Source organism: Nocardia sp. NPDC057668, assembly GCF_042799795.1.
Taxonomy (GTDB): Bacteria; Actinomycetota; Actinomycetes; order Mycobacteriales; family Mycobacteriaceae; genus Nocardia.
In genome coordinates, this window is the sequence record NZ_JBHVIC010000003.1 from 699781 (window position 1) to 724818 (window position 25038).

Here is a 25038-nt window from a genome sequence, read left to right on the forward strand (position 1 = left end):
TCCGGCAGTTACATCAAACTCGTTGTCACACACAACAACTCGAATTACACCGTGGTGACCATTCCCACAGGGCCGGAAAGCCCGATTTGGTTGAGGGGGCATTTGCGGGTCGGTAAAGTTACCCACCAGTTAGGCACGATGGTGTTCCTACCTCGGCCCGGCTTTCTGCTAAGGGGCCAACCCTTTTCTTCTCGTCCACATCCACCGACGCATGTCGGACGAACAACGTTGCGCACCAACAAGTTCGTTAGGAGGGACGATGGTTTCCTACATCGTCACGGGCGGTACCGGTTTCCTGGGCCGCCGGGTGGTCGCGAGCCTGCTCGAGCGGGACCCGCAGGCCGTGGTGCACGCCCTGGTCCGCGAGGCGTCGGTCGCCAAGCTGCGGGAGATGGCCGAGAGCTGGGGCGCGCCGGATCGCGTCTTCCCGCTGGTCGGCGACCTCACCGCGCCGGGCCTGGGCCTGCCGGTCGACGCCGACGGCAACCGCGAGCTCCCGCGCGCCGACCACGTGGTGCATCTGGGCGCGATCTACGACATGACCGCCGACGAGGACGCCACCTACGCGGCCAACGTTGCGGGCACCCGCGCGGTCATCGAACTGACCACCGAACTCGGCGCGGTCCTGCACCACGTCTCCTCGGTCGCGGTCGCCGGCGATCACAAGGGCAAATTCTTCGAGGACGACTTCGACCTCGGGCAGAACCTGAACTCCCCGTACCACCGCACCAAGTTCGAGGCCGAGAAGCTGGTCCGCGAGAGCCGCGACCTGCGCTGGCGCGTGTACCGCCCGGCCATCGTGGTCGGCGATTCCCGCACGGGCGAGATGGACAAGATCGACGGTCCGTACTACTTCTTCGCCGCCATCGACGGGCTCGCGGCGCTGCCGTCCGAGCTCCCGGTGCCCATCCCGGACCTGGGCTCGACCAATATCGTTCCGGTGGACTACGTCTGCGCGGCGATGGTCGAACTCATCACCAAGCCCGGACTCATCGGCCGCACCTTCCACCTGACCAACCCCGAACCGCAGCCGTTCGGCGACATCTACGCCGCCCTGGCCCGCGCCGCGGGCGCGCCCACCGGCATCGGCACCGTGCCCGGCAGCCACGGCGCCCTGCACGCACTCGGCGCCATCCCCGGCGTGCCCGCCCTGCGGGATCTGGTGCTGGAGCGCTTGGGAATTCCCGCGGAGGTGGCCCCGCACACCGCCTTCGAATCGGTGTTCTCCTCCGACTTCACCCGGGCGCAGTTGCGCGGCACCGGCATCGAGGTGCCCGCCTTCGCCGACTACGCCGACAAGCTCTGGTCGTACTGGCGCGCCAACCTCGATCCCGACCGCGCGCGCCGCCACGACGGCGATCCGCTGACGGGCCGCATCGTCCTGGTCACGGGCGCGTCCTCGGGCATCGGCCTGGCCACCGCGCACGCCGTCGCCGCGCGCGGCGCGACCGTGCTCATGGTGGCGCGCACCCCCGAGGACATCGAGGCCGCGGCCGCGCAGGTGCGCGACCGCAGCGGTGCGGCCCAGGCGTACGTCTGCGACATCACCGATGAGAAGTCGGTGGAGCTGCTGGTCAAGCAGGTGCTCGCCGATCACGGGCACGTCGACTACGCGGTGAACAACGCGGGCCGCTCCATCCGGCGTTCGGTGCTCAACTCCACCGATCGCATGCACGATTTCGAGCGGACCATGGCGGTCAACTACTTCGGCGCGGTCCGGCTCATCCTGGCGCTGCTGCCGTCCATGCGCGAACGCCGCTTCGGGCACTTCGTCAACATCTCCTCCATCGCCGTGCAGACCAAGGTGCCGCGTTTCGCGGCCTACGTCGCGAGCAAATCGGCGCTGGACAACTTCAGCGAGATCGCCGCGGTCGAGAACGCCGACGCCGGAATCACTTTCACCTCGGTCCGCATGCCGCTGGTCCGCACCGCGATGATCGCCCCGACCGATCTGTACCGCTCGATTCCGGTGCACTCGCCCGAGCAGGCGGCGGACCTGGTGGTGCGGGCGCTCGAACACCGTCCCAGCCGAATCGACACCCCCATCGGGACTTTCGCGCAACTCGTCGACACCGTCATGCCGTCGGTGAAGCGCGCCATCCTGCACCAGGGCTTCCGGATGTTCGGCGAGTCCAAGGCCGCCGCCGCCCCCGTCGCGGGACTCACGACCGGCGACTCGAACGCCGAGACCGAACCCGCCGGCCGCAGTCCGCTGCTGGCGCTCGCGCCGATCGTGCAGCCGCTCATGGGCCTGTCCGGCGGGGCCGCGCGCTTCACCAACGCTGTCCCCGGCCTGCACTGGTAGGCCCGAACCGGCCGAACCACACACCCGCACACAGCGATTCGGCCCGGCGGGACTGTTCCCACCGGGCCGAATCATCGGAGGCCGGACCGGAAATGGCAGGCGGGGCTTCAGGTGCGAGCACCTGGAATCTCCCGAGATTCGGGCCCGCCCCGATGCCTATATCCGGTCAGCGGCGAAGTTCGCCGCGGCGACGAAGCTGCCGCCGTAGCTCACGTGCGCGGCCGCGTTGACGCCCGCACCGCAAATGGGATCCCCACCGGTGCACCAGCTTCCGGTACGACCGGCATACCAGCCGGGCACACCCTGACCAGCGGCCTGCATCGCGTCACCGAAGAGCAGAATGGCCGCAACGCGATCACCCAGCTCGCCGGGCAACTGCACCCGGCCGGGGTACCAGCTCACCGCACCGGTGCCCAGCGCCGCGTGCACCACGGCCGCACCCTGCGAGTAGCCGACGAGCACGAAACGCTGATCCGGGCACGCCGCCGCCTGAGCGGCCAAGTGCCCCACCAGATTCGCGCTCCCCGCGCCGATGTTGAAGCTGTAGTCCGCCGGATACGCGACGGGGTACGCACTCATCGACACCGGCAGCCGATCCTGCAGCATGCCGTAGAGCTGATTGCCCACCACGTCTCCGAGCCAGCCGGGTTCGCCCGTGCCCCGCGCCACCACGACGTCCACATCCGCGCACCAGTTCGCGTGCGCCTGCGGAGCCGGGTAGTAGAAGAGACTCACCACCATCAGCATGGCGGCGAAAACCCAAGCCATTCGCCAATTTACAGCCAGCAGAACCTTTCGGTCGCCCATTGTTCTCACCCTCTCACGCCGTTGTGAGAGGCCGAGTGACTCTTGTCAGTGACAAGTGACACTTCACCCGGCCATGTGACCCAAGGTACGGACGCCGATAGCGGCGGCAACGAGTTCTACTGGAGAGATACCCAATTGGGGCCGATTTGTATCATCATGAAACTTGTTATCTACAAGCTACTTTGAGGCAACGAAAGCGCATCGAACCGGCGCGGCGCGGTACCGCAATCGGCACGCAAGCAGGAACCAGTTCTCATAGTGTGTTGGTATGGAACGACTTACCGGGCTCGATGCGAGCTTCCTCTATCTCGAAACAGACACCCAACTCCTGCACGTGTGCGCACTGCTCATAGTCGACCCCGCCGCCGACGGCGTGGACTTCGACTTCGAGACCTTCAAGGCCGAACTGGGCAACCGACTGCACCTCATCCCCGCCATGACGCGCCGCCTGCACACGGTGCCGTTCAACCTCGATCACCCGGTGTGGGCCGCGGATCCGGACTTCGATCTCGGATACCACGTCCGCCGCGTCGAACTGCCCGAGGGCGGCGGGCGGCGGGAATTGGCGGACATCACCGCGGAGATCGCGGGGCAGCCGCTGGACCGGCGGCGACCACTGTGGGAGATGTGGGTGGTGCAGGGCCTGCCGAACGGCAGGGCCGCCATCGTGTCCAAATACCACCACGCCATCGTCGACGGCATCACCGGCACCAACATGATGATGCACCTGTGCGATATCGAGCCGGGCGTCTCGCACACCCCGCCCGCCGAAACCCCGGCCGCCGAAGCCGAACCCGGTGATGTACGGCTCGCCGTCGACGCCCTGGTCCACCTGCCCGGCAAACTCGGACTGGTCGGGCTGGTGCCCAAGACGGTCGGCATCCTCGGCGATCTGGTGCAGCGCCGGCGCTCGGGCAGCGGCCGCGGCATGCCCCTGCCCTTCACCGCACCGCGCACGCCCTTCAATCGAGCTATCACACCGCATCGCTCGGTGTCCTTCGTGCAGTCGGACCTCGCGGATATCAAGGAGATAAAGACGGCCTTCGAGGTCAAGGTCAACGACGTGGTGCTGGCTGTGGTCGGCGGCGCACTGCGCGAGTACCTCGAATCGCACGGGGAACTGCCCGAAACCTCGCTCATCGCCTCGGTTCCGGTTTCCACGCACGACACCTCACGGCACGAGGAGGGCACGAACAAGGTATCCACCATTTTCGCGCGACTGCACTCCGACCTCGCGGATCCGGTCGCCCGCCTGCTGGCCATCGCCGAGGACAATCGGGGCGCCAAGGAGGAGCACAGCATGATCGGTGCGGACTTCCTGCAGGATTGGGCGAAGTACGCTCCGCCCAACACTTTTCAACTCGCCGCGCGAGCGTACTCCTCGTTCAAACTCGCCGAGCATCACCCGGTCGTGCACAACCTGGTGATCTCGAACGTGCCAGGGCCGAACTTCCCCATGTACTTCCTCGGCGTGCGCGTCGCCTCGATGTATCCATTCGGGCCGGTATTCCACGGCGCGGGGCTCACCTCGACCGTGATCTCCAACAACGGCAACCTCGACTTCGGCTTCATCGCGTGCGAGGAACTGGTCCCCGACGTGGAGCAGATCGCCGACGCCGTCCCCGAGGTGATCACCGCGCTGCTCAAGGCAGCCCGCGAAAAGCACTGACCCTAAAGGGTCAACGCCGCTCCGCAACCGCTAGACAGGCCTCGAGGAAAATCGGGACAAAGACGTCCGCCTCGAGTGCGCAGGCCGCATGACCGGCCTTGGCGAGGAAGATCTCCGCTCCCGGAATCAATTTCGCCATCTCCAGTTGCCGATGGACCGGCAGCGCCCGATCGCGCGTGGTGATCACCACCGCCGTGGGCACCTTCAGACTTCCCAGCCACTCCGAGGCATCGAAACGTCCCAGCACCGCCAGCGCCTGGGCCAGCGCCCAGCCACTCGTACTGCGCATCTCGGACATGGCCCAGCGATCCATTCGGCCGACCGGCCACGACGATTCCGGCAGCACCGGCATCTTGTCGCGATGCAATTCGGCTCTGCGCATGGACATCTCGGCCAGCGACGCGGCCACCACACCCCAGCCGCGATGGAAAGCGCGCTCGCGGCGCGTCTCCTGGAAGCGGTACGTGGTCGCCGCCAGTACCAGTCCGCCCACCTTGTCCGGATGCCGGTGCGCGGCGAGCTGAGCGATGATCCCGCCCATCGAATAGCCGGCCAGAATCGGGCGATCCAGGCCCAGCACCTCCCCCACCGCGATCGCGTCATCGGCGAGATCGTCCAGATCGAAACGCTCCGAGCGAATTCCGTGTCCGTGCCACCGCTGATCGAACAGCACCACCCGGAAGTGCTCGTTCAACTCACGCAGCGACGGGAACCAGTTCAGCATGGCGGTGGTGGCCATGCCGTGCAGCAGCAGCACGCTCGGCGAATCCGCGGCGGGGCCGGGCAGATCCACCACGTAGGTACTGCCGCGGCCCGGCAGCTCGACCATGGAACCAGCGGGGACCTCGGTCAATGTCGAGATACGAGCGGACAGTCGACGACCCCGGCGACGTCCTTCCCGTGGCGTTTGCGTGGAGCTGGAATTCGTCATCGAAAGCCTCCCGGCGTGCGGCACCATCAGGCGGAAATGAAACACGTTCCACTCGATGATGCCACACGAATCCGGGTATGTCGGAGCGTGCCTCGTCACGAATCGCAGTGCTCGGTGCCCGCGATCACAGTGGTGACCACGACCGGTTGCGGCCGCGTGGTGACGGGAGCCGCGGGCTCCGGATCGGGAATGTCGTAGAGCCGAATTCCGGTGTAGCGCAACTGCCCGGACGCGATCGTGACATCCGGTACCAGTACCTGATTGCCGTAGGCATCGGTGATCGCGGCGGTGAACGGACCCGCACCCGCACCCGAGACGGACCAGTAATTGTCATAGCCGCGGCGCAGCGGAATCCACTCCCCGCCGGTATTGCGCAGCAGCGCGACCTGACCGATCGGATTGCCGCCCCCGGAGAACAGCAGCCCCAGCCAATCCCGCGACGAGCCCTGCTGAACGCGGTAGTAGAGCTCGGGAGCCGGATTCGGATCGCGCACGCGATTGATGCGTACCTTCGCCACGCCATCGTGCGGATCAGCGATCTCCTCGAAAGCCGCACGGCTCAAATCGTATTGGTGCGGCGCACAACCCGGACAGCGATCCACCACCTGCGCGCGAACACTGCCGAGCGGACCGTCTATGTCGACGTAGGAACCGCACGGCGCCGAACCGTCGTACTCATCGGTCGAGACGCCCACGTAGTAGCCATCCAGCGGCAGATCCGGCAGCGAGCAGGCCACGCCGGTATCGAACGCGTAGAAACGCGCCTCCCCGAACGTCGGATCCGGCTGCGCCGGGAGTGTGGGCGGTGAAAGTGACTGCGTGGTAGCAGCTTCGGATGTACTCGGCGCGGGCAGAGTGACCACGGTAGTGGTCGGCGCGGCCGTACGGCAGCTGACCGGCTGCGGGCGCATGACCCAGGTCGCCGTTCCCACCACCACGATTGCCGCGAGCGCCGTCCACAGCCACGGCCTCCCGTTCCGGACCTCTTCGAGCCCTGTGCGGTGCATGGCCGTTCCCCAACCTCCGAATGATGCCAAACATTGTTTGCTGCAACGAAGCTGAATCCACTTCAGGAAAGCAGCCACGCCGAGAGCGGGTGGTCGAATCAGAAACTCGGTCTGAAAATCCCGGTGTGTCGCCGGTGTGTCATGGATCTAGAACGAGAGCGAGCAGAGCTGCGTATCCCCTGGTGACCACCTACCCAGGAGCACCCCTCATGCCCGAGCTCGCGCCGTTCTACCAGCAGGTGCAATCGCACTACGATCTCTCCGACGACTTCTACGCGCTGTTCCTCGATCCCTCGATGACCTACAGCTGCGCGTACTTCACCGACGAGCACATGACGCTCGAGCAGGCGCAAACCGCCAAAATCGATCTGGCACTGGGCAAACTGCGATTGCAGCCGGGCATGACACTGCTCGACATCGGCTGCGGATGGGGCGCGACGATGATCCGCGCGGCCCAGCACTACGGCGTGCGCGTAGTGGGACTCACGCTGAGCCGCAATCAGCACCGGCACGTGCAGCAGCGCATCGACGCACTGGGACTCGCACGCGTGGCCGAAGTCCGGCTGCAGGGGTGGGAGGAGTACCGGGGCGAAGCCGATCGCATCGTGAGCATCGGCGCGTTCGAGCACTTCCGCAAGGAGCGCTACCCGGAATTCTTCCAGCGCTGCCGGGACATGACACCGGCCGACGGGCGAGTACTGCTGCACAGCATCATCGGCCGCACACTGGCCGAACTGCGCACCCGCGACATCCCCGTCACGCGCGCGGACGCCCTCTTCCACATCTTCGTCAAGCGCGAGATCTTCCCCGGCGGACAGGTGCCGCAGCCGGACACCATCCCGGCACTGGCCGAGAGCACCGGATTCCATGTCCAGCGCATCCATTCACTGCAACCGCACTACGCCGAAACCCTGGATCGCTGGGCACAGGCACTGCGCAACAATCGCGATCGCGCGATAGCGCTGACCTCGGAAGAGGTCTACGCACGATACCTGAAGTATCTCGACGGGTGCGCGCATTACTTCCGAGCCGGGCACCTCGACGTCATGCAGTTCACGCTGGTGAAGTAGCGCACCCCCGCACCGCGAATGCCAGGAATTCGCGTGCGGCGGATCACAGGGGGTTTACCTCAACATTTGTTGAGGGTGCACAGTGGCAATCATGAGCGCGACCACCCCACCGGCAACGCCGGCCACCGGCCTGAACCTGACCGATCTGCTATCCGGTGCGCAGCCTCTCGACGCGGCAGCCCTGCACACCATCGCGGATACACTCGCCACGGCCACCGTGGTCGGCGTCGGCGATGCCACTCGTTTCGCACACGAATCCTTCATCGCCCGCGATCTCATCTCTCGAATATTGTTCGCGGATCACGGTTTCCGCGGATTGGTAATCCAGGACAGCGGCGATGTCGCCGACGAACTCGACGCCTTCGTGCGCACCGGCACGGGCAACGGAGCGGATGCCCTGACCAATGCCTGGGGCCCCTGGCGATCAATGGAAATGGCAGCGGCACTGGAGTGGATCCGCGACTTCAACCGCAGCCACGCGGACAATCCCATTCGCATCCTGAGCATCCGGCCACCACAAGCGCAATCGGCCGACTACGACGCCGTCCTGACCGCGGTGCAGGAGTACGCGCCGAGCGAACTACCCGCGCTGAACGCCCACCTGACCCCCATCCGCACCGCGCACACGGTGGACGAACATGTGCAGCGCGCCAAGGGTTTCCATCCGGGACGGCCCTTCGCCGAGCACGCTCGAGACGCAGCCACTCTGCTGCGCGCCATTCCCGAACTGCCGGCCGATATCAGCGGCCACATGCAATTGATCGTCGACTTCCACGAGAACAGCGTCGCGGGGCGCGGCTCGTTCGCTTCGGACGAGGGTGCACTGGCCGCACACCTCATCGCGCAGCAGACCGCGACGGGACTGCGATTGATATTCTGGGATGGCATCGCGCATGTTTCCGCTGCGCCAACGTCTTTCGGAGACACGGACGAGGGCCATGACACCGTCGGCAGCGTTCTGCGCGAGCACTACGGGGCCGGATACTCGGCTATCGCCTTCGGATTTCATCACGGTGATCTGGGGATCACCCGTGTTCCCGCACCGCCTTCGGATTTCCTCGATGCCGTGTTGGGGAGTGTTCCGCTTGCTGCGCACTGGATCGATCTGCGGCCTTATCCCGCGTTGACGGGGGCGACGAAGCTTCGTGTCATCAGCGGTGTTTATGACGCTGATCGGGATGATGAGGCTTATGTTCGAGTGTCGTCGTTGCGGAGTGGGTTCGATGTGGTTGTTCATGTTCATGAGCCGACTGCGTTGAGCTGGTTGTCTTGAGTGGGGGTGGGGGTGGTCGCGTCCGTGGCCTACGTAGCCGAGCGAGGTGGTGTCGTTGCGTTCCAGCGGGGTTCGGGAGAGCAGGGTAAAGCAGGCTCCGGGGTTGAGTTGGGCGGCGTACCCGGCTTTCGCTGCCGCGGGGTGCGTAGTCATTCGCGCGTCCCGAGGGGAAGACTTTCGGGGGCACCTTTGAGGTTGACCGGCTCGGTGATTATCGGAGCGGTGGGAGCATGGTTGCGTTGACAGACGACTGGATAACGAGAACCAGCGTTGTCACGTTCGGGAGTGAAGCTGCGGTGGGGTGCCCTACCGCAGGAAGAGCAGCCTGGATAACGGAGGCCCAGCGGGGACCAGTTGGGAGCCTCGACGGCGGTACCAGCCCTCCCGGGCCGATAAACGTGATCCACCACCGGCGGGGGTACGAGCACGCCTCGAATCGACTACCGCTCACCACAATCACCCGCTAAGGCAGTACCAGCATTCAGCGATGACGGATCTTTGTCTGTAGGTCTCGAGAAGGTTCCCACGGCCATCCAGCCAGGCTGGAAGGGCGAACAGGCTCCCAACTGGGGAGCCGAAGTCGGGTACGGCAGGCGAAGTAACCAGCACTGCCGCGTTGTACTTGCTTGTCCTCCCGAACCCCGCCGGAAGGCGCACGGCGCGTGCGGGTCTCGGCTACGTCGGCCACTGGAGTGAACACCAATGCCGCTCTTTGGGGTTGGGCTTGGGGGTTTGGGTTTCGGCTGGAGGGCAGTGCTCTAGCAGAGTCGCCGCGCCGGGATACCCGGAATCCCCGGAGGACTCGGCACACGCGGGTGATGACGGAAATTCACCCGGGGTCTACGAGCCGGGTCGATATGCGGTGGCGGAATCCACCCGGTTTTGCCCGGATGCTCCGAATCCTCGGGCATCACTATCGTTTTCCAACCGTTCGGACCAGTGTTGACCTGGGCGTGGCAGGCATCGCACGCAAACGTCAGATTCTCGATGTCCGTTTCGCCGCCATCAGCCCACTCCTTGATGTGATGCACGGCCGAGCGGGTGGCGGGGGCGTCGCATCCCGGGCGGGTGCAGCCCCGCTCGACGGCGGTGAGCGCCAGGCGCTGCTCTACCGTTGCCAGGCGTTGCCCGCGTGAGAGGTGCAGGGGGCGGCCGTTGGCATCCACGATCACCAGGTACGGGGTGGACCGCGCGGCCAGCTTGACCGCTTCGGTGATCGAGAGCGTGCCCCCGGTGTTCGTGGTAGCGAGCCCCGTGCGCTGCTCCAGGTCCGTCAGGCGCATGGTGACCACGGTCGAGACCGGCAGCCCACGGTGGAAGCCGAGTTTGGTGGGTCCCATGTCGGGGTGCAGGAACCGCAGCAGCGCATCGTGATTGCGTTGCGCTTCGCTGCGGTGATCACGCTTGGCAGCGGCTCGCAGCACCGCACGAGCAGCGAGGGTGGCTGTGTCGGCGTCACTGTCGTCGGTTTCGGTTTCGGTGTCGATCCCGAGTTCTGCTGTGGTGTGCGGGCTTTCGGGGTCGTCGGGGTTGCACATGCCGGGTCGCGCGAACTTGGCGAACATGGGCAGGAACACCGCACCCAACTCCGGAGTCAGCAAACCCGAGATCGGGAACATCCCATCCGCGCGCTGTCGCCCGATGCAGATCCCGCGCATCCGCTGCCGGTCTGTGTCCGCGGTCAACACCCCGTCCGGGTCGGCGTAGGCCAGGACCCGGACACCGAGTTGAGTCACCCCTTTGGGGTCACCGAGGCATGCGAAGTCGGTCAGGGACTGTTCGGCGAGTTCCTTCAATTTCGGTTCCACGCTCGCGGGGATCCGGTCCAGAACTTTCACGATCGCCTGCACGTGCTCGGCGGAGATCTCTCCCGCGCGCTGAGCGGCGGCGATGTGCGGGAACACTGGTGGGCGCTGAACCGATCCTTCGGACACGGTGGAGAGCCGGTCGGCGTTCCGCACCCGGGCAGCCGCGTCGAAATGGGATATCCGCAGCGTTTGTTGCAGGAACACGATCAGACTCTTCACTCCGGCCTGCGTGTTCAACCCCCGCACACCGCATTCGAGGACGAAGCGTTGCTTCACCGCTTCGAGCATGCGGAAACTGGTCTCGAGTTCCTGCATCTTCTCGATGAACTCGGCATCGGCCAACGAGAACAGAGGCGATTCGAGCAGGTTCTCCACAATGGCAGCGTGTGCGGTGACACTCTGCGCGATGGTGGTTTCCCCTCCCGAATTCATACCCCTATTCTACTCCTCGATAGCACCCCGCAATAGCCCAATCCCATTGTGATACAACAATATTCAGACCCTCCACCCTTTCGGAATTGGTCAGTGCGAAGTCCGAAACTAGAGTTACCCCGTGACCACATCCGAGTATCTTGCCGGGCTCTTCTCACTCGAAGGCCGAGTCGCCGTGGTAACCGGCGGCAGTTCCGGAATCGGCCGCGGAATCACCGAGGCCCTGGCCCGCGCCGGAGCCGAGATCGTGATCGTGGCCCGGGATCCCGAGCGGCTTGCAGCGACGGCGCAAGAGCTCGCGGCCGCAGGCGCGGAGAGCGGCTGGGTGAGTGCGGACCTGGGGACGCGGGAGGGCGTCGCGCAGGCGGCCGAAGAGATCGCGGCGACATTCGGCGAACCCGACATCCTGGTGAACTGCGCGGGGGTGAATTTACGGCCGCCGCTCGGGGAATTGGGGCCCGAGGTCTGGGACCGGACCATGGCGGTGAACCTGGAAGCGCCGTTCCTACTCGGTCAGCGCTTCGGGCCGGGGATGGCGGAACGTGGGTTCGGGCGCATCATTCATATCTCTTCCCAGCAGGCGCAGCGGGCGTTCGTGAACAGCGGCGCGTACGGGGTATCCAAAGGGGGGCTCGAGTCGCTCACCCGGTCACAGGCCGAAGCGTGGTCGCCGTTCGGGGTCACCTGCAACACCTTGGTGCCGGGATTCGTCGAGACGGCTATGAACGCACACCTGTCCGCCGATCCGGAGCGGGTGGCCGCGCTGGCCGCGCGCACGTTCGTGGGGCGCAACGGGGTGGCGGCGGATTTCGCGGGCGCGGTCGTCTTTCTCGCGGGCAACGGGTCGGGATACGTGACGGGGCAATCCATTTGCGTGGACGGCGGGTTCTCCGTGCACTAGGGCTCGACGCCGAGCGCGAGAGACAGGAAGTCGGTGAGTTCCAGGCGAACTCGTTCCTGGGTCAGGCCGTCCGCGCCGGCGCGCAGCGCGGACAGCAGCGCCGACACCAGGACCGAGAGCAGCACCTCACCGGCCACCTCCACGTCCACTCGCGCATCCAGGTAGCCCAGTTTCATACCGTGGCTCACCAGTTGAATCGCCTGTTCGCCGTACCGCCCGGCATTGTGGATGCAGCGCTCGATCACGCGGTCGTCGATCGACGACGCCTCCAGGAGCAGGAAGTTCACCAGGCCGGGCTCGGTGGCCACCAGGTCGTAGCAGCGATCTATGACGCGCTCGTAGCGCGTGCGGAAATCCGCCATCGTGTCGGGGAAGTCGTCGCCCTCGGGGCCGAGCAGCAGGGTGCGGATGTGCCGGAAACAGTGATCGATCACCGCATCCAGGATCTCGCGCTTGTTGTCGAAATAGTTGTAGAACGTGCCGTGGCTGACCCCGGCCGCCACGGCGATGTCGTCGACGCTGATGGTGCGGAAGCCGCGGGCCAGGACCAGGCCGTAGGCGGCGGTGACCAGGTCGGTGCGGCGCTGTTCCAGACGGGCTGCGCGGCGGGTCGTGCGCGGGTCCTCCCTCACGAGGCCGCCTTGCGGACCCGGAGCACCTTCTCCAGCATGTACAGCAGACCGGCGGTGCTGCGTTCGCGGGTGAACGGGGTACTGCTGCCGTGCAATTCGCGAATCAGGCCGGGGCCGACCAGGGTCAGGATGGTGTGCGAGAGGACCTCGGCGTCGATGTCGGCGCGGATCCAGCCCGCGCTCATGCCGCGCTGCAGCTCGCCGGTGACCAGGGCGGCCACGAAACCCTCGAAGCCGTAGATGCGCTGGGCCAGTTCCTCGTCGATGGCTCCGGCCTCCACCAGCAGCAGGCGCACCAGCTGCGGCTCGAGCTCGTAGAGCTCGTACACCCGCTCCACCGCGCCACGCACCACGGTCACCAACTCACCGACGCTCTCGGCCACGCCGAACAGCGTCTCCGGACGCACCGATTGCATCACCTTCTCGACGCCGAAATCGATGACGTGGTCCAGGATCTCGCGTTTGCTGCCGAAGTAGCGGTACACCGTGCCCTGGCCGATGCCGGCGCGGGCGGCCACCTCGGAGATGGCGGTGGCCTCGTAGCCCTGCGCCGTGAACACCTCGTAGGCGGCTTCGACGATCTCGCGGCGCCGCCGCAGCGGTAACTCCCGCTGTGGCGGCCTGCCCATTCGGGAAGCTATTTCGCGGCTCCTTCCTTGCCTGCTCCGGCCTTGTCCCCCGCGTCCTTCGGCCCGTAATCCACGACCAGCCATTCGCCGCCGCTGCGGGCGACGGTCACCACGAGCAGATTCGGCTTCGTCACCGGTTCCGCCTGCTGAATATTGCTGGTGCGCTGGGTAGCGTAGACCAGTACCTCGTATTGGTCATTGTCCTTGGCCCGCACCGACGTTCCCGCGACCTGACCCGTGGCCACGACCTGGGCGTCGGTCATGATCTTGGCGAGGGTGTCGTGCACCTCGTCGTAGCGTGCCCGCAGGGCGTCGGAGGTGCCCGTTTGCACGCCGGAGAAGAACGCGGGCAGGTTCTTGTAGTCGTAGGTCAGCGACCGGAGGGTGTAGTCCTGGGCCACCTGGGCGGCCATCTCACGATCGGACTGATTGGTGCGCAGCGCATCCAGGTCCGTGGCACTGTTGCGCCACAGCACCCCGAGCACCACCGCACCGACCGCCAGCAGCACGGCGGCCGCGGTCATGATCGAGAACGCCAGTTTGGCAACGCCTTCGGACGACGCGGGTGCCGCCGGCTCGGCGGGCGTGACCGGATCGGCGGGCTCCTTCGTCAGGACCGGGCGGGCGGGCACGGACGGCGCCGGGACGGCCGCCGGGGAGTCCGACGGATTCTCCGGTGGTACAGCACTTTCGGATTCCAGCGCGGGTTCGGCGGTCGCGGTCCCCGGGACCGCACCGGCCGGCATCGGTTCCGCGGCCCCGGCGGTCCCGGCCGCAGCCGCCGCCTCGGTGACCGTGCCATCTACCGCCGCAACGCTTTCGGCGACCGCCTCGGTCCTGCCCGGCTGCTCGTTCTCACTCATGGATCGGTTCCTCCCTATCGCGGAAACTCGACGCCGACGTGGGCCGCGCCATCGCCCGGGAACACCGTGGCCAGTAGATCCACGATCGATCCGGCATCCACCCGCAGCGGCTTCAGCGCGCTGGTGGACGGTTTCAGGGCGGTAGCGATGAACCCGAGGTCGGGGCCGATCACTTGCAGGTATTCGTCGATCCGGGTGACCAGCGGGCCGATCGGATCGGCGAAGATGTGTTCGCCGACGTGGGAGTAGTTCTCGAACGCGGCGATGATGTGCAGGAGCTCGGGCAGCGCACGGTCGACGTCCCCGGCCGCGGCGCTCAGACCGGGTGCGCGGCCGTCGAATCGATCGCCCAGGGTCTGGACGTTGCCGTACAGGCGCGCGATGGCATCGCGCTTGTCCCGCAGCAGATTCGCGGTGCTCACCAGCGCCCGGGTGAGGTTGGCGACGTCGGCGTCGCGGCCCTCGAAGCCCTCGGCGACGGTGGTGGCCAGGTGCTCGAGCCGGGCCGGATCCAACTGCGCGGTGAGCGCGTCCATCTTGGCCAGCGCCTCACCGACGGTACTGGCCGCGCGCACCTGGCTCCGGGGCACGGTGTCACCGTCGCGCAGGAACGGGCCCGCCGTCCCCTCGGGGCGGAAGTCCAGGAACTGCTCGCCCGCCGCGGACAGGTTGGCGATGCGGACGGGGCTGCCCGCCGGGATCCGGTAGTCGGCGTCGTACTCGACCTCGACCGCCAAACCCTGTGTGGTCGCGTCGATGTCGCGCACCCGGCCGATGGGCAGGCCGCGAAGGGTGACCTCCGAGGTCCGCATCAGGCCACCCGAGCTGTCCAGCAGCACCGTCACGGTGGTGGTGTTCCGGCGCGGGTCCATGTCCAGCACGCCCACGGCCATGTAGCTGCCGCAGACCAGGGTCAGCACCGCCAGCAGGACGAGCGAGACCGGACCCGAGAACGAGAGTTTCATGGCACCATCCCGAGCGCGCGCAGGGTTGTCACGAGTTCGTCGGCACGCACCCGGGTGTCGACCCGGCGGATCTGCACATCGGGGGCATTGAGGAAAGGAATCAGCTTGTCCCGCAGCAGTATCCGGAACGTCTCCAGATTCTCCGACAGGGTGATGTCGGAGTAGCCGATGGTGACCGCCGTGGGCGCGAGGACCGACACGATCGAGCGGAAATCACCGAGGTAGGGGTTGATCAGCGTGCCGAGGTTGCCCGCGAGCGCGCCGCCGCTGATGATCAGTTTGACCACGTTGAACAGCACGTCGGACAACCCGGCGGCCCGGGCGGGACCGTTGGTGAGGATGTTGTCGATCGACCCGCGACCGGACTCCAGCTTGCCCGTGATCTGTTGTGCCGAAACGAGAATGCGATCCAGTTCGGCCGTGTGCGCGGCCATGTCGCTCAGCGCCGCGCGCCCGGCCCGGTTGATGCGATCCAGTTCCGCGGGATCGGCGGGGAAGGCGGCGTTCACGTCGGTCACCAGTTGCTGGATGTCGGACCAGCGGCCGCCGGTCACGATATTGGACAGCGCCCGCAGGATGTCCTCCACGTTCGTGGCCGGCACGGTCTGCGATACCGGGATCAGGTCACCGTCGGACAGGAAGGTGGCCGGGGCGTTCTTCGGCGCCTCCAGGGCGATGTGGATATCGCCCAGGATCGTGCTCTGCCGCAGTTCGGCCGTGGTGGACCGGGGCAGCTTGGCGCCGGCTTCGATGTCGACCGTGGCGACGGCGGTGGTGCCGACGAGGTCGATGTGATCGAGCATGCCGATCTCCACGCCCTCGTTGATCACCTTGGCGCGATCGGGCAGATTCAGCACCGAACCGAATTCGATGCGCACCGAATAGGTTTCACCGCTGATGTAGGTGCCGGGGATGGGAATGTCGGTGGCCTTGACCCCGCAGCCGGTGAGCACCAGGGCCGCGACCGTGAGCGCCGGGACCAGCCGGGCCGCCGCGCGCCTCATCGCACACCCGCCTGCGGCAGGCGAGCGGCCAGCGGCGGCAGCTGGGACAGCAGGTCGGTGATATCGCCGCGGCGCTGCTCGATCAGGTCGTGCAGCTGCGGCACCACCTGGTCGAGCAGATCGAAGACCTGTTTGTCGTACTTGCCGATATTGCGGGCGAGCACCGGCAGGAACTGCACCGCGATGTCCACCGCCCCGGCGAATTCCTGGGAGAACTCGCCGATCAGTTGCAGCCCGGCCCGCAGGTTGTCCAGCACCGCGACCATGTCCGGCCAGTTGGTGACGAACATGGCGGTCAGCTGGTCCAGATTGTCGATGAGCCGCCGGAACACCACGTCGCGCGAGTTCGGGTCGCCGACCACCGCGGACAGCCGCTGCAGCAGTTGATTCCACTGCTGCCCGGTGCCGTCGATGGCGCGATCGGCGGCGACGAGGGTGTCGTCGAGCAGGGTGTCGGTCGCCGTGCCGCCGGTCAGATCCTCCGACAGCCTGCCCATGGCGTCCAGGGCCTCGCTGATGCCGATGGGGGTCTTGGTCCGGGCCAGCGGAATGCACTGCGCGGTGTCGAAACGCGCACCGCCGGTGAAGGGTTTGGTCAGCTCCACGTGCCGGTCGGTCACGATGGAGCTGGACATCGTGACGGCCTCGATGTCGGCGGGCAACCGCACGCCCTCCCGCACGTCCATGGTGACCCGCATGCGGTTGCCCAGGGATTCGATCCCGGACACCGTGCCGATCTCCACGCCGAGCATGGTCACGCTGTTGCCCTCGTACAGGCCCACGGTGTCCGCGAATTCGGCGCAGACGCTGTGCGAGGTCTCCCGCACGGTCCCGGCCCACGTCACCGCGACCACGCCGGTCGCCACCACCACCGCGGCGACTCCGGCGGCGAGTGCTGTTCTGCCCCATCTCATCAGCACGCCTTGCCTTCGTAGGGAATGCAGATCTGTACGCCCGCGCCGGGTGTGTCCACCCGCACCCGGGTCCCGAGCAGGCCGTTCAGTCTGCCGATCACGTCGCGCAGGGAAGCGATGACGACGTCGATCCGGTTCGGGTCGTCGAAGACCTTGGAGAAGAGCTGCTCGATCTCGGTGATGGGCGGCTCGAGGGTGTCCCCGTACGCCATGACCGGCCGGTTGATGATCAACAGCAGCCGCTTGACCAGGTTGAACACCCCGACGATGTCGGCCTTGCGATTGCCGAGCGAATCGGCGACCGTGCCGAGCTGACGGACGAAGTCGGCCAGGATCGCCCGGTCGTCCGCTATCGCGGCGACGTATTCGTCCGAGACCTCCAGGGCGGTGTCGAGCTGCCCGGTACGCTCGGCGAGCAGCCCGGTCAGCTCGTTGGCGTTGGTGATCACCCCGCGCAGCGCGTCGGGCTGGTCGTTCAGCGCCCTCTCGAGTTCCTCGACGGTCCCGCGGGTGGTCGTGGCGTCCACCTTGCCGAACAGCGGCGTGCCCTTGTCGAGGATGTCGCTGAGTTCGAACGGGGTGGCGGTGCGCTCGCGGGGAATGTGCCGGTCCCCCAGCTCTTTGTCGCCCGCGAGGCCGACGGCGAGGTAGTGCCCGCCGATCGGGGTCAGCATCTTGACCTCCGCGGTGGACTCGTGACCCACGCGCACATCGGATTTCACCGTGAAGCTGATCTCGACGTGATCGCCGGCCAGTTCGACCTCCCGGATCTTGCCGACGTTGATGCCCGCCACGCGCACCTCGTCCCCGGCCCGCGCGCCGCCGGAGATCGCGAAGTCCGCGACGTAGGTGCGCTGCCCGATCGGCACCACGTAGAGCGCGGCCGCGGCCAGCAGCAGCACCGAGCACACCGCCACACCGGCTATGCCCCAGCGCAATTGGGTCGGCTGATCGCCGCGCCCGGCCAGGACCTCGCGAACGAGCGCACCTATGTACCGCACCGGGCCCGTCATTTGCACACCACCAGGTTCTGCGTCGAGAGGATGATGTCCGCGGTCGCGGGTAACGCGGCCGCGCCGTTGGAGCAGGTGATGCGCGGCTGATATCCCGTCCCGGGCACGGCGGCGTTCAAACCGGTGACCAGGGCCGGGGTCAGCGCCAGCAGCTGGGTGAGTTGCTCGGTCTGCGGGACCAGCCGGCGCAACAGCCCGTCGATCGGCCCGTAGGCCACGTCGTAGGCGTCCCGCGTGCCTTCCAGCAGCGGAATCAACGGGGTGAGAGTGGCTTTCGCGGAGTCGATGGCGCTGAGCACGGCCTGCGTCCGATCGGTGAACTGCCGCAGGATCCCGCTCAGCTGATCCACCAGATCACCGACCGCCTGCGATTTGCCGCCGAGTTCCCGCGACACCAGGCCCAGGTTGCGGATCAGCAGCACGATGACCTGTTCGCTGTTGCGGGCGTGCGCTGTCAGCTTGTCCACATCGGCCAGCACCGGTCCGATGCCGGATCCGTCGCCCTGGATGACCCGCAGCAGGTTGTCGCCGAATTGGTTGAGCTGCGCGGGATCCAGGGTCTCGAACATCGGCTTGAAGCCGTTGAACAGCTTGGACACATCGAAGCTGGGAATGGTGCGCTGCACCGGGATCGTCGCGCCCGCGGCGAGTTCCGCCCCGGGCGGGCCCTCGGTCAGCAGTTCGACGTAGCGCTGGCCGATGAGGTTCTGATAGCGCACGGCGGCGTCGGTGTTGTCGTGTACCGCGCGCTGCCGATCGACGGTGAAGCGCACCCGGGCGCGCGGGCCGTCGAGCTCGACCGTTTCGACCTTGCCCACCGCGACCCCGGACATGCGCACCGAATCACCGGCGAACAGACCCGAGACATCGGTGAAAATCGCGTCGTAGGTGACCTTCTGGCCCGGGATGGGCGTGCGCAGCGCGGTGACCACGAACACCGAGCAGCCCGCCACGACGAGCAGGAAGACCACGAGTTTGAGCGAGGATTTGGCGATCTCGTTCATCGAGCGCCCTCCGGAAGTGAATCGGCGAGGTAGGGCATGGTTTTCGCGATCAGCTCGACCTGCAATCGAATACGGCCGTCCTGCGCGGAGAAAGCGCCGTCCATGGCGTTCAGCAGCGCCGGGACGCGGTGGTAGGCGGGGACGGCCGAACCCACCGACGCCGCGATCGGCACCGCCAGATCCAGGACGCCGCCCAGCACCTTCGCCAGTTCGGGATTGTTGCGCGCCAGCAGATCCGAGATGCCGATCAGCACGGCCTGATCGATGCCGTCGGTGGCGGTGTTGGTGCGCGCCCGGTTGCCCGGGTCGCCGAAGTAGGCGCTCTGTTCGAGCACCGCCAGGATGGCGTGCCCCACCGACGGGGTCAGGTCGGCGAAGGCGCCGGTCATGTCGCCGCCGATCGCCAGGTAGTGACCCAGGGGTGCGCGCTGGCCGTCCGCGAGCATGCGGGCGGTCTCGAAGAAGGACTTCAGCGCCGGTCCCAGGCTGTCGGCGTTGTCCAGCAGCAGATCGAAAAGCCTTCGGACCGTGTCGGAGTCGAGCACCGTGGTGAGCCGGGCCGCGCGCCGGAAGACCCCGGACACCGTCGCGTTGGTGGCGTTCTCCCCGATGCTCAGCACCGAGTTCTCCGCCAGCGGTCCGCCGCCGGCGCCGGCGACGAGTTCGATCGCGCTGGAGCCGAAGACATTCGAGGAGGTGAACCGCGCGGTCACGTCGTCGGTCAGCGCGCCGGCCTGATCCCGTTCGATCTCGATCTCGATGCGCTGCTGCCCGTAGCCGACCGTGGTCACCTCGCGCACGGTGCCGATGGCGTAGCCGCGGAACTTCACCTCCGCGCCGGGCGCCAAGCCCTCGCCGAGGGTCGCGGCGTCGATGGTGAGGGCGAACCTATCGGCGAAAGATCCACGCGCATAAGAACTCACGACAATCGCCACGACGACGATGACGATCGCGAACACCACTCCGCGCAGACGCAGCAGCCACGGGCCCGCGGCCCGGCCGGAATGATCCTGAAACACACCCATGACTCACCCCGAGATCCGAATGCCGACATCCAGGCCCCAGATCACAATGGTGAGGATCATGTCCAGGATGACCACCAGCACCAGACTGGCGCGGATGGCCCGGCCCGAGGCCCGGCCCACGCCCTCGGGTCCGCCGGTGGCGTAGAAGCCCTGGTAGCCGTGGATGAGAATGATGGCGATGACGAAAATTGTCGCCTTGACCAGCGACGCTACGACGTCTCCGGGTTGCAGGAAGGCATTGAAGTAGTGGTAGTAGGTGCCCGAGGACTGCCCGTGCAGCACGTTCACGACCGTCGCGCAGGACAGGTACGACAGGATGAGGGTGAGCAGGTGCAGCGGCACGATGGTGACGACCCCGGCGATGACGCGGGTGGTCACCACGAAGGGCATCGGCCGGATGCCGATGGCCTCGAGCGCGTCGATCTCCTCGGAGATGCGCATGGCGCCGATCTCCGCCGTCATGCGGCACCCGGCCTGGGCGGCGAAGCCGATGGCGGCCACCATGGGCGCCATCTCCCGGGTGTTGGCGTAGGCCGAGACGAATCCGGTCAGCGGGCCCATGCCGACCATGTTCAGTGCGGTGAAACCCTCCACGCCGATGGAGCCGCCGACCGCGATGCCCAGGAAGGCCAGCACCGCCACGGTGCCGCCGCCCACGATGATCGCTCCGGAACCCCAGGTGATGTCGGACAGGATCAGCATGGTCTGGCGGCGGTACACCCGCAGCGTGTGCGGAATCGCGGCCAGCACCTCGTAGACGAAAGTCGCCTGGTGCCCGAGGGATTCGAAGACGTTCAACGGGGCGCGGGCGCCGCGCTCGGCTACCCGGCCCGCCGTACCGAGGGCGTGATAGCGGGCGGGAACCTGCGTCATCAGCCCACCTGCTGCGGTAGGAACATCGAAACCAGCTGGGTGATAACGAGATTCACCCCGAACGCGGCGATGACGCCGATCACCACCGCCGCGTTCACGGCGTTGGCGACGCCCTTGGGTCCGTGCGTGGCCTCGAGCCCCCGCTGACAGGACACGATGAGCACGATGACCCCGAAGAGCATCGATTTCACGATCGCCACGGCCAGATCGCTCATCTTGGCGAAAGCGGAGAAGGCCGAGAGGTAGCTGCCGGGGGTGACGCCCTGGAAGCCGACCGCGATCACGTAGCCGGTGAACACGCCCATGAAGATGATCAGCATGCACAGCAGCGGCGTGAGTGCGAGCATGGCCGCCAGGCGCGGGGCCACCAGCCGCCGCACCGGGTCGATGCCCATGGTGCGCAGCGCGTCCACCTCGTCGCGAATGGTGCGCGCGCCGAGGTCGGCGGCGATGGCCGAACCGGCCGCGCCGCCGAGCAGCAGCGCGGTCACCATGGGCGCGCCCTGGCGGATCACCCCGAGTCCGCCCGCCGCGCCCGAGACCGAGCTCGCGCCGACCTGCTGGGTCAGGCTGCCGACCTGCACCGCGACGATGACGCCGAACGGAATGGCGACCAGCACAGCGGGAATGGCGGTCACGCTGACGATGAACCAGCCCTGCTGCAGGGTGTCGCGCCACGGGTGTTTGAGAGCGACGGTGTCGGTGATCAGGTAGCGGAACGCCGCTACGGCCAATTGCAGGGTGCGCCCGAATGTGCGCAGCCCGGAGAGTACGAACTCGATCGCCTGCCGCGCCAGCGGATCAGACCCCCGAATGACCTTGTCGACCAATGCTTACCACCCCACTGCCCCTGTTGGTCGTTGCCGACCGGCCGAACAGTAATACAGATTTCGGACTGACGTGTCAGTCTTCACGGGGTTCGTGAGAATGCTTGACTGACCGGCTGGTTCGGGGGAAAAATGCCCAACCTATTTTCAATGCCGGTGGCTGCCGGAGATTTTCAGCAATGGATCGGCAATCGAAAATACCGCCGATCAAAAAATTGATTCGGCGGTATTTCACTTATTGCGAGTTATTAGCTCGCTTGCGATTCAATTAATGGCTCGGGCGAGGTCGACGAGAGCCGCCAAGAGCACCGTTTCGTCGGCGCACACCGCGGGATCCAGCACCGCGCGCCGGGCGATGAGCTCGCGGGCGGCGCGAATGTCGGCGGGACGGCCGATGCCGACCGCACCGGCGAGCCTGCCTTCGCGCAACCCGAGCACGGTGAAGTCGGGGGTGCCCGGCGCCCCGCGGACGACCAGTTCGTCCGTCGGCTCGATCCGGCCCGCGAACTGGATGTTCAAGCCGTACTGGGTCGACCAGCCCCAGCAGACCTCGGCCGTCTCGGGCGCGGTGCCGAGCATGGCCGCGGCGGCCGCGGCGCCCTGGGCCTGCGCGCTGTTCCAGTGCTCGTCGCGACGGTGCACGCCGGTGTCGAGATCGAGCCGGGCCGCGACGTCGCCCGCCGCGTAGACCCCGGGCGCGCTGGTGCGATAGCGCTCGTCGACCAGGATGCCGTCCGCGACGGCGATACCGGCCGCCGAGGCGAGCGAGATGTTCGGTATCGCACCGATAGCAACCAGGGCCGCGTGCGCGTTCCAGGCCCGGCCGTCCTCGGCGGTGGCGGTCACCGTCCCGGGGGCGGTCTGCTCGATATCGGTCAGCAACACCCCGCCGACCACATCGACGCCATTGTCGGCGTGCAGTTTTCGAATGAACTCACCGATCACCGGCGGCGCGATCCGGTCCAGCGGAGCGGCTCCGGCGTCGAGCATCGTCACCCGCGCACCGAGTTTCGTCGCGGTCGACGCGACCTCGCAGCCGATCAGGCCCGCGCCCACGATCAGCAGCGAGCCCGCGTCGATGGCCGAGCGTACGGCCGCGACATCGGAGCGCCCGCGCAGGGTGTGCACCCCCGCCCCCGCGCCGGGCAGCCCGCGCGGGCGCGCACCGGTGGCCAGCAGCAGACTGTCGTAGCCGAGCTCCTCCCCATCGGTCAGCAGCACCCGCGCGCGATCGGGCTCGATGCTCGCGACGGTGACCCCGGTGCGCACCTCGATGCCGCGCGACTGCCAGAACTCGGCGGGCTCCAGCAGGGTTCGCCGCTCCACCGCGGTGCCGGCGAGCATCTCCTTGGACACCATGGGCCGCCGGTAGGGCAGCTCGTCCTCCGCGCCGATCAGCACGATCGCACCGGTGTACCCGGCGGTGCGCAGGGTCCGTGCCGCGGTGGCGCCCGCGATCCCGGCGCCCACGATGACAATGCGGCCGTTCGTCACGAGCGGCTGACCTCCACCATCTCGAAATCGGCCTTGGCCGCACCGCAATCCGGGCAGGACCAGTCCTCGGGGATGTCGGCCCAGCGGGTGCCGGGCTCGATACCGTCCTCCGGCCAGCCCAGGGTCTCGTCGTACTCGAAGCCGCACACCAGGCAGCGGAAGAGTTTGTAGTCAGTGCTCATGATCGGGTCCTGTACTCGCGGAGGTGGATTCGAAGTCGAACTTCTCGCGGACGCCGCAGTCGGGGCAGCACCAGTCGTCCGGTACCGCCGACCACGGGGTGCCCGCCGGGAAGCCCTCGCGGGGCGCTCCGGCGGTCTCGTCGTACACGTAATCGCAGACCGGGCAGGCATAGGCGGCCATCAGCGCACCCCGTACTTGGCCAGGACGCGCTCGCGCTTGGCGGGCTGGATGTTCACCCGGGAGATGTCACCGGCGTAGTGGTTCAGCACCCGGTGGTCCATCACCTTGCGCCACAGCGGCGGGAAGTAGGCCAGGCCGATCATGCTGGCGTAACCGCTGGGCAGATTGGGAGCGCCGTCCATGCTGCGCAGGATCTGGTAGCGCCGGGTGGGATTGGCGTGATGATCGCTGTGCCGCTGCAGGTGGTACAGGAAGATGTTGGTCACGATGTGATCGGAGTTCCAGCTGTGCGCGGGGGTGCAGCGCTCGTAACGCCCGCTCGCGGTGCGCTGGCGCAGCAGGCCGTAGTGCTCGAGGTAGTTGACCGTCTCGAGCAACGCGAAGCCGTAGACGCCCTGAATCACCAGGAACGGCAGCACCATCGGGCCGAAGGCCACCGCGAGCGCGCCCCACAGCACGACCGACATCAGCCAGGCGTTGAGCACGTCGTTGTGAATCGTCCACGGGCGCTTGCCCAGACGCTGCAACCGGGTGGCCTCGAGTTCCCAGGACGAGCGCAGGCTGCCCCAGACGCTGCGCGGCAGGAAGGTCCAGAACGATTCGCCGAAGCGCGAACTGGCCGGGTCCTCAGGGGTCGCGACGCGCACGTGATGGCCGCGATTGTGCTCGATGTAGAAGTGCCCGTAGAAGGTCTGCGCCAGGGTGACCTTCGACAGCCAGCGCTCGAGCTCCTCCTTCTTGTGGCCGAGTTCGTGTGCGGTGTTGATGCCGACGCCGCCGACCACGCCGATGCTCAGCGCCAGGCCGAACTTGGAGATCAGGCTCAGCCCGCCGTCCACGCCCAGCCAGGACAGGTCCGTCGCGGTCCACAGGTAGCAGGCGTAGATCAGGCTCAGCAGCTGGAACGGGATGTAGGCGTACACGCAGTAGCGGTAGTACCGATCGTTCTCGAGCCACTCCATGACCTCGTCCGGCGGGTTCTGCCCGTCGGGACCGAAGAAGCGGTCCAGGATCGGCAGCAGCACGTAGACCAGCAGCGGGCCGATCCACCACCACACCGGGGCAACGGCCTGCCAGCCGAGCTGATTGAACACCCACACGAAACCGGTGGTGAGGAATACGGCGGTCGGTGCGACCAGGCCGAAGAGCCAGAGGTAGCGCTTGCGGTCATGCCACTGCGGCGGCACGACATCGCGGGCCTCCCCGGTACGAGACGTCGTCATTGTCGA

Annotated in this window: 24 protein-coding genes; 5 read left to right on the forward strand and 19 right to left on the reverse strand. The window is 66.9% G+C overall.

Going from position 1 to position 25038, the window contains the following annotated elements; translation table 11 throughout:
- The first annotated feature begins 259 nt into the window (after nucleotides 1-259).
- A complete protein-coding gene (locus ACFVBH_RS21780) occupies nucleotides 260-2305 on the forward strand; it encodes an SDR family oxidoreductase (RefSeq protein WP_379003833.1) in 2046 nt (681 codons plus the stop codon).
- A 156-nt stretch (nucleotides 2306-2461) separates the two neighbouring features.
- On the opposite strand, the gene ACFVBH_RS21785 is transcribed toward ACFVBH_RS21780, so the two are convergent.
- The gene (locus ACFVBH_RS21785) at nucleotides 2462-3073 is read right to left on the reverse strand and encodes a cutinase family protein (RefSeq protein WP_379003835.1); all 612 of its coding nucleotides are present in this window, start codon (nucleotides 3071-3073) and stop codon (nucleotides 2462-2464) included.
- A gap of 307 nt (nucleotides 3074-3380) precedes the next feature.
- On the opposite strand from ACFVBH_RS21785, the gene ACFVBH_RS21790 reads away from it, so the two are divergent.
- Nucleotides 3381-4781: a wax ester/triacylglycerol synthase family O-acyltransferase gene (locus ACFVBH_RS21790; protein WP_354990813.1), complete on the forward strand. Its 1401-nt coding sequence runs from the start codon at nucleotides 3381-3383 to the stop codon at nucleotides 4779-4781.
- Nucleotides 4782-4791: 10 nt separating this feature from the next.
- Here the strand turns inward: ACFVBH_RS21790 and ACFVBH_RS21795 are convergent, their stop codons facing one another.
- Both ACFVBH_RS21795 and ACFVBH_RS21800 read right to left on the reverse strand, forming a co-directional pair.
- A complete protein-coding gene (locus ACFVBH_RS21795) occupies nucleotides 4792-5634 on the reverse strand; it encodes an alpha/beta fold hydrolase (RefSeq protein ID WP_379003839.1) in 843 nt (280 codons plus the stop codon).
- A gap of 173 nt (nucleotides 5635-5807) precedes the next feature.
- Entirely contained in the window at nucleotides 5808-6719 is a 912-nt protein-coding gene (locus tag ACFVBH_RS21800) for an expansin EXLX1 family cellulose-binding protein (RefSeq protein WP_354990815.1), read from the reverse strand.
- A gap of 209 nt (nucleotides 6720-6928) precedes the next feature.
- On the opposite strand from ACFVBH_RS21800, the gene ACFVBH_RS21805 reads away from it, so the two are divergent.
- Together ACFVBH_RS21805 and ACFVBH_RS21810 are read left to right on the forward strand one after the other, a co-directional pair.
- Nucleotides 6929-7789, forward strand: a complete 861-nt coding sequence (locus ACFVBH_RS21805; RefSeq protein ID WP_379003841.1) for a cyclopropane mycolic acid synthase family methyltransferase — start codon at nucleotides 6929-6931, stop codon at nucleotides 7787-7789.
- A gap of 91 nt (nucleotides 7790-7880) precedes the next feature.
- Nucleotides 7881-9062 carry an erythromycin esterase family protein gene (locus ACFVBH_RS21810; RefSeq protein ID WP_379003843.1) on the forward strand — a complete coding sequence of 394 codons (1182 nt, stop codon included), beginning with the start codon at nucleotides 7881-7883 and terminating at the stop codon, nucleotides 9060-9062.
- Between the two features lie 758 nt (nucleotides 9063-9820).
- Here ACFVBH_RS21810 and ACFVBH_RS21815 read toward each other — a convergent pair.
- A complete protein-coding gene (locus tag ACFVBH_RS21815) occupies nucleotides 9821-11302 on the reverse strand; it encodes a DUF222 domain-containing protein (protein WP_379003845.1) in 1482 nt (493 codons plus the stop codon).
- Nucleotides 11303-11423: 121 nt separating this feature from the next.
- Here ACFVBH_RS21815 and ACFVBH_RS21820 point away from each other — a divergent pair, with 121 nt between their 5' ends.
- Nucleotides 11424-12203, forward strand: coding sequence for an SDR family NAD(P)-dependent oxidoreductase (locus tag ACFVBH_RS21820; protein ID WP_379003847.1), 780 nt, complete (start codon nucleotides 11424-11426; stop codon nucleotides 12201-12203).
- Here the strand turns inward: ACFVBH_RS21820 and ACFVBH_RS21825 are convergent.
- The 15 genes from ACFVBH_RS21825 to ACFVBH_RS21895 form a co-directional block, all read right to left on the reverse strand.
- Nucleotides 12200-12835 carry a TetR/AcrR family transcriptional regulator gene (locus tag ACFVBH_RS21825; RefSeq protein ID WP_379003849.1) on the reverse strand — a complete coding sequence of 212 codons (636 nt, stop codon included), beginning with the start codon at nucleotides 12833-12835 and terminating at the stop codon, nucleotides 12200-12202. The genes ACFVBH_RS21820 and ACFVBH_RS21825 overlap by 4 nt on opposite strands.
- Entirely contained in the window at nucleotides 12832-13464 is a 633-nt protein-coding gene (locus tag ACFVBH_RS21830) for a TetR/AcrR family transcriptional regulator (RefSeq protein ID WP_354989647.1), read from the reverse strand. The genes ACFVBH_RS21825 and ACFVBH_RS21830 overlap by 4 nt, the downstream gene beginning before the upstream one ends.
- Before the next feature lie 8 nt (nucleotides 13465-13472).
- Entirely contained in the window at nucleotides 13473-14327 is an 855-nt protein-coding gene (locus tag ACFVBH_RS21835) for a hypothetical protein (RefSeq protein ID WP_379003851.1), read from the reverse strand.
- Between the two features lie 14 nt (nucleotides 14328-14341).
- Nucleotides 14342-15292 carry an MlaD family protein gene (locus ACFVBH_RS21840; protein ID WP_379003853.1) on the reverse strand — a complete coding sequence of 317 codons (951 nt, stop codon included), beginning with the start codon at nucleotides 15290-15292 and terminating at the stop codon, nucleotides 14342-14344.
- Nucleotides 15289-16296 carry an MlaD family protein gene (locus ACFVBH_RS21845; protein WP_379003855.1) on the reverse strand — a complete coding sequence of 336 codons (1008 nt, stop codon included), beginning with the start codon at nucleotides 16294-16296 and terminating at the stop codon, nucleotides 15289-15291. The genes ACFVBH_RS21840 and ACFVBH_RS21845 overlap by 4 nt, the downstream gene beginning before the upstream one ends.
- Nucleotides 16293-17210, reverse strand: a complete 918-nt coding sequence (locus ACFVBH_RS21850; protein WP_354989643.1) for an MCE family protein — start codon at nucleotides 17208-17210, stop codon at nucleotides 16293-16295. Before ACFVBH_RS21850 ends, ACFVBH_RS21845 begins: the two co-directional genes overlap by 4 nt.
- Complete coding sequence (locus ACFVBH_RS21855) at nucleotides 17210-18223, reverse strand: MlaD family protein (RefSeq protein ID WP_379003857.1); 1014 nt, start codon at nucleotides 18221-18223, stop codon at nucleotides 17210-17212. The genes ACFVBH_RS21850 and ACFVBH_RS21855 overlap by 1 nt, the downstream gene beginning before the upstream one ends.
- A complete protein-coding gene (locus ACFVBH_RS21860) occupies nucleotides 18220-19227 on the reverse strand; it encodes an MCE family protein (RefSeq protein ID WP_379003859.1) in 1008 nt (335 codons plus the stop codon). The genes ACFVBH_RS21855 and ACFVBH_RS21860 overlap by 4 nt, the downstream gene beginning before the upstream one ends.
- The gene (locus tag ACFVBH_RS21865; RefSeq protein ID WP_379003862.1) at nucleotides 19224-20252 is read right to left on the reverse strand and encodes an MlaD family protein; all 1029 of its coding nucleotides are present in this window, start codon (nucleotides 20250-20252) and stop codon (nucleotides 19224-19226) included. Before ACFVBH_RS21865 ends, ACFVBH_RS21860 begins: the two co-directional genes overlap by 4 nt.
- A gap of 3 nt (nucleotides 20253-20255) precedes the next feature.
- Nucleotides 20256-21125: an ABC transporter permease gene (locus ACFVBH_RS21870; protein ID WP_354989639.1), complete on the reverse strand. Its 870-nt coding sequence runs from the start codon at nucleotides 21123-21125 to the stop codon at nucleotides 20256-20258.
- A complete protein-coding gene (locus ACFVBH_RS21875) occupies nucleotides 21125-21955 on the reverse strand; it encodes an MlaE family ABC transporter permease (RefSeq protein WP_379003864.1) in 831 nt (276 codons plus the stop codon). The genes ACFVBH_RS21870 and ACFVBH_RS21875 overlap by 1 nt, the downstream gene beginning before the upstream one ends.
- Nucleotides 21956-22216: 261 nt before the next feature.
- Nucleotides 22217-23446: an NAD(P)/FAD-dependent oxidoreductase gene (locus tag ACFVBH_RS21880; protein WP_379003866.1), complete on the reverse strand. Its 1230-nt coding sequence runs from the start codon at nucleotides 23444-23446 to the stop codon at nucleotides 22217-22219.
- Entirely contained in the window at nucleotides 23443-23628 is a 186-nt protein-coding gene (locus tag ACFVBH_RS21885) for a rubredoxin (protein ID WP_354989637.1), read from the reverse strand. The genes ACFVBH_RS21880 and ACFVBH_RS21885 overlap by 4 nt, the downstream gene beginning before the upstream one ends.
- The gene (locus ACFVBH_RS21890) at nucleotides 23618-23809 is read right to left on the reverse strand and encodes a rubredoxin (protein ID WP_354989636.1); all 192 of its coding nucleotides are present in this window, start codon (nucleotides 23807-23809) and stop codon (nucleotides 23618-23620) included. The genes ACFVBH_RS21885 and ACFVBH_RS21890 overlap by 11 nt, the downstream gene beginning before the upstream one ends.
- Nucleotides 23809-25032 (reverse strand): alkane 1-monooxygenase, encoded by a 1224-nt coding sequence (locus tag ACFVBH_RS21895; protein ID WP_379003869.1) that lies wholly within the window; start codon nucleotides 25030-25032, stop codon nucleotides 23809-23811. The genes ACFVBH_RS21890 and ACFVBH_RS21895 overlap by 1 nt, the downstream gene beginning before the upstream one ends.
- Nucleotides 25033-25038 lie beyond the last annotated feature (6 nt).

Excerpts from the sequence above, each read along its gene's own strand:
- ACFVBH_RS21780 (WP_379003833.1), top strand. The coding sequence starts at position 260 with ATGGTTTCCTACATCGTCACGGGCGGTACCGGTTTCCTGGGCCGCCGG.
- ACFVBH_RS21785 (WP_379003835.1), bottom strand. The coding sequence starts at position 3,073 with ATGGCTTGGGTTTTCGCCGCCATGCTGATGGTGGTGAGTCTCTTCTAC.
- ACFVBH_RS21790 (WP_354990813.1), top strand. The coding sequence starts at position 3,381 with ATGGAACGACTTACCGGGCTCGATGCGAGCTTCCTCTATCTCGAAACA.
- ACFVBH_RS21800 (WP_354990815.1), bottom strand. The coding sequence starts at position 6,719 with ATGCACCGCACAGGGCTCGAAGAGGTCCGGAACGGGAGGCCGTGGCTG.
- ACFVBH_RS21805 (WP_379003841.1), top strand. The coding sequence starts at position 6,929 with ATGCCCGAGCTCGCGCCGTTCTACCAGCAGGTGCAATCGCACTACGAT.
- ACFVBH_RS21810 (WP_379003843.1), top strand. The coding sequence starts at position 7,881 with ATGAGCGCGACCACCCCACCGGCAACGCCGGCCACCGGCCTGAACCTG.
- ACFVBH_RS21815 (WP_379003845.1), bottom strand. The coding sequence starts at position 11,302 with ATGAATTCGGGAGGGGAAACCACCATCGCGCAGAGTGTCACCGCACAC.
- ACFVBH_RS21830 (WP_354989647.1), bottom strand. The coding sequence starts at position 13,464 with ATGGGCAGGCCGCCACAGCGGGAGTTACCGCTGCGGCGGCGCCGCGAG.
- ACFVBH_RS21835 (WP_379003851.1), bottom strand. The coding sequence starts at position 14,327 with ATGAGTGAGAACGAGCAGCCGGGCAGGACCGAGGCGGTCGCCGAAAGC.
- ACFVBH_RS21840 (WP_379003853.1), bottom strand. The coding sequence starts at position 15,292 with ATGAAACTCTCGTTCTCGGGTCCGGTCTCGCTCGTCCTGCTGGCGGTG.
- ACFVBH_RS21845 (WP_379003855.1), bottom strand. The coding sequence starts at position 16,296 with ATGAGGCGCGCGGCGGCCCGGCTGGTCCCGGCGCTCACGGTCGCGGCC.
- ACFVBH_RS21850 (WP_354989643.1), bottom strand. The coding sequence starts at position 17,210 with ATGAGATGGGGCAGAACAGCACTCGCCGCCGGAGTCGCCGCGGTGGTG.
- ACFVBH_RS21855 (WP_379003857.1), bottom strand. The coding sequence starts at position 18,223 with ATGACGGGCCCGGTGCGGTACATAGGTGCGCTCGTTCGCGAGGTCCTG.
- ACFVBH_RS21860 (WP_379003859.1), bottom strand. The coding sequence starts at position 19,227 with ATGAACGAGATCGCCAAATCCTCGCTCAAACTCGTGGTCTTCCTGCTC.
- ACFVBH_RS21865 (WP_379003862.1), bottom strand. The coding sequence starts at position 20,252 with ATGGGTGTGTTTCAGGATCATTCCGGCCGGGCCGCGGGCCCGTGGCTG.
- ACFVBH_RS21870 (WP_354989639.1), bottom strand. The coding sequence starts at position 21,125 with ATGACGCAGGTTCCCGCCCGCTATCACGCCCTCGGTACGGCGGGCCGG.
- ACFVBH_RS21885 (WP_354989637.1), bottom strand. The coding sequence starts at position 23,628 with ATGAGCACTGACTACAAACTCTTCCGCTGCCTGGTGTGCGGCTTCGAG.
- ACFVBH_RS21890 (WP_354989636.1), bottom strand. The coding sequence starts at position 23,809 with ATGGCCGCCTATGCCTGCCCGGTCTGCGATTACGTGTACGACGAGACC.
- ACFVBH_RS21895 (WP_379003869.1), bottom strand. The coding sequence starts at position 25,032 with ATGACGACGTCTCGTACCGGGGAGGCCCGCGATGTCGTGCCGCCGCAG.